We start from the raw sequence: 316 nt of genomic DNA on the forward strand, positions 1-316 counted from the left end.
TTCGGCGGTGAAGTGCGTGTGCGGCTTGATCGAGCCCGGCTTGCACAGGACTTGGCCACGTTCGACTTCTTCGCGCTTGGTGCCGCGCAGCAGCACGCCGACGTTGTCGCCCGCTTGACCTTGGTCCAGCAGCTTGCGGAACATTTCCACGCCAGTGCAGGTGGTCTTGACCGTCGGGCGGATGCCCACGATTTCGATTTCTTCGCCGACCTTGATCACGCCACGCTCGACGGCGCCGGTCACGACCGTGCCGCGACCCGAGATCGAGAACACGTCTTCGACGGGCATCAGGAAGGTGCCGTCCACGGCGCGCTCG

General features: G+C 64.9%; 1 protein-coding gene. It reads right to left on the reverse strand.

The features are described from left to right. Positions 1–316 (reverse strand): EF-Tu/IF-2/RF-3 family GTPase (locus HB681_RS37830; RefSeq protein WP_256735278.1); only part of this gene is annotated, 316 nt, incomplete at both ends.

It is taken from the genome of Variovorax sp. dw_954, from assembly GCF_018449755.1.
Taxonomy (GTDB): domain Bacteria; phylum Pseudomonadota; class Gammaproteobacteria; order Burkholderiales; family Burkholderiaceae_C; genus Variovorax.